3 protein-coding genes are annotated in these 2,195 nt (G+C 70.8%); 2 read left to right on the forward strand and 1 reads right to left on the reverse strand.

What is annotated here, in order from left to right; all coding sequences use genetic code 11:
* Window positions 1-167: 167 nt before the first annotated feature.
* Window positions 168-791 carry a TetR/AcrR family transcriptional regulator gene (locus IG62_RS0140795; RefSeq protein ID WP_030417326.1) on the reverse strand — a complete coding sequence of 208 codons (624 nt, stop codon included), beginning with the start codon at window positions 789-791 and terminating at the stop codon, window positions 168-170.
* Between the two features lie 137 nt (window positions 792-928).
* Here IG62_RS0140795 and IG62_RS0140800 point away from each other — a divergent pair, with 137 nt between their 5' ends.
* A complete protein-coding gene (locus tag IG62_RS0140800; protein WP_030816308.1) occupies window positions 929-1,870 on the forward strand; it encodes an ABC transporter permease in 942 nt (313 codons plus the stop codon).
* A gap of 4 nt (window positions 1,871-1,874) precedes the next feature.
* On the forward strand, window positions 1,875-2,195 hold a 321-nt coding region (locus tag IG62_RS0140805), incomplete at its 3' end, for an ATP-binding cassette domain-containing protein (protein ID WP_030816310.1).

Consider the following 2,195-nt stretch of genomic DNA (forward strand, 5'->3'; position numbering starts at 1 on the left):
GCACTGGTCACACTTCCGCAGACGCAGCCAAGCCCGAGCCCGCCACTGCCACTACCAACGCCGAGGCCACAACCCCCACATGCGGTTGCAGTACTAGGGTTCACCCGCCCAGAGGCTCGCCGACCCCACTCCGCCCCGCCTCCCCCGCGCTCCCCCGGGAACTCCGCTCACTCCGCCCCGAGGGCCGCCGCCACCGAGTCCGCCAGGGCGTCGAGGTAACCCTTGGGCAGCTCGTCGCGTACGACCAGCAGCCGCCAGTACAGCGGGCCGGTCAGCAGGTCGAGCGCGAGGCGGGTGTCCACGTCCTGCGGCAGCTCGCCGCGCGTCACCGCACTGGCCACCACCGCGGCCGCCACACCCTCCTGGCTGTCGTGCAGCGCCGCCTGCAGCGCGGTCGCCAGCTCCGGGCTGCGCGCCGCCTCCGCCAGCAGGTCCGGGATGATCTGCGACGCCATCGGGTGCCGCAACGCCCGGGCCGCGACCTCCAGCAGCATCCGTACGTCCCCGCGCAGCGACCCGGTGTCCGGGGTCGGCAGGCCCGCGGCGGCCACCGCGGAGACCACGTCCAGGACGAGGTGCAGCTTGGAGCGCCACCGCCGGTAGACGGCGGTCTTCCCGACGCCCGCGCGGCGGGCGATGCCCTCGATCGACATCCGGGCGAAGCCCACCGCCGCCAGCTCCGCGAACACCGCCGCGCGGATCGCCTCGGTCTTGTCCTCGCGCAGTACCGCGGCGCCCGCCGGGGCACGCCGGCCCGCCGCGGGGTCGTTCCCGTTGCCGTTCTTTGCCATGGCTTGAGCCTAGCGTCACGACGCTACGGTTGCGTTTCGACGCGAGCTCCCTTTAGTGTCGGCGTCGCGACGATACGGACCCGTTCCGTCGTCGCACTCCGTTCTGCGGCCCCCGTACGCAAGCGAAAGCGGCCCCCATGCCCCAGACCCTCACTCCCCCGGCCCCGGCACCGGCACCGGAACGGGCGCCCGCCCCCGGCACCGCCCCCGACCCCGAGCTGCGCGCGCTGGCCGAACGCCACGGCCTCACGGTGAGCGGTGCCCGCCCCTCGCTGCCGGAGTACACCCGCCAGCTGTGGCAGCGGCGGCACTTCATCACCTCGTTCGCCACCGCCCGGCTCACCGCGATGTACACCACCGCCAAGCTCGGGCAGCTCTGGCAGGTGATCACCCCGCTGCTCAACGCCGCCGTCTACTACTTGATCTTCGGTGTGCTGCTCGACACGAGGAGACACGTACCGGACTTCATCCCGTTCCTGGTGACCGGGGTCTTCATCTTCACCTTCCTGCAGAACTCGGTGATGACCGGAACCCGGGCGATCTCCGGCAACCTCGGTCTGGTGCGGGCGCTGCACTTCCCGCGGGCCTGCCTGCCGATCTCGTTCTGCCTGGCGCAGCTCCAGCAACTGCTGTTCTCCATGGGCGTGCTGGGGGTCATCCTGCTGTGCTTCGGACAGCTGCCGACCTGGTCGTGGCTGCTCGTCCTGCCGGCGCTGACCCTGCAGTTCGTGTTCAACACCGGCCTGGCGATGGTCATGGCCCGCCTCGGCTCCCGGACCCCGGACCTGGCGCAGCTGATGCCCTTCGTGATGCGGACGTGGATGTACGCGTCCGGCGTGATGTTCAGCATCAGCGTGATCCTCCAGGGCAAGCACCTCCCGAAGATCGTGGAGCTGCTGCTCAACGCCAACCCGGCGGCGGTCTACATCGACCTGATGCGCTTCGCGCTGATCGACAGCTTCACGGCGAAGCAACTGCCGCCGCACGTCTGGGCGTTCGCGATCGGCTGGGCGCTGCTGGCCGGTATCGGCGGCTATGTGTACTTCTGGAAGGCTGAGGAGCGGTACGGACGTGGCTGAGCTCATGACGGCGGAGAAGAACGGCGTGCGCCCCACGGCGGCCGCCCAGGAGCGGATCCCGACGGTGATCGCGGACGATCTGCACATCGTCTACCGCGTCTACGGCACGGGTGCCGGCAAGGGCAGCGCCACCGCGGCCCTGAACCGCATCATCCGCCGCAAGCCCTCCACTGGCGTGCGGGAGGTGCACGCGGTCAAGGGCGTGTCCTTCACCGCCTACCGCGGCGAGTCCATCGGCCTGATCGGCTCCAACGGCTCGGGCAAGTCCACCCTGCTCAAGGCGGTCGCCGGCCTGCTGCCGGCCGAGCGCGGCAAGGTCTACACC

The sequence above is a fragment of the Streptomyces sp. NRRL S-337 genome (genome assembly GCF_000720175.1).
Lineage (GTDB): Bacteria > Actinomycetota > Actinomycetes > Streptomycetales > Streptomycetaceae > Streptomyces > Streptomyces siderophoricus.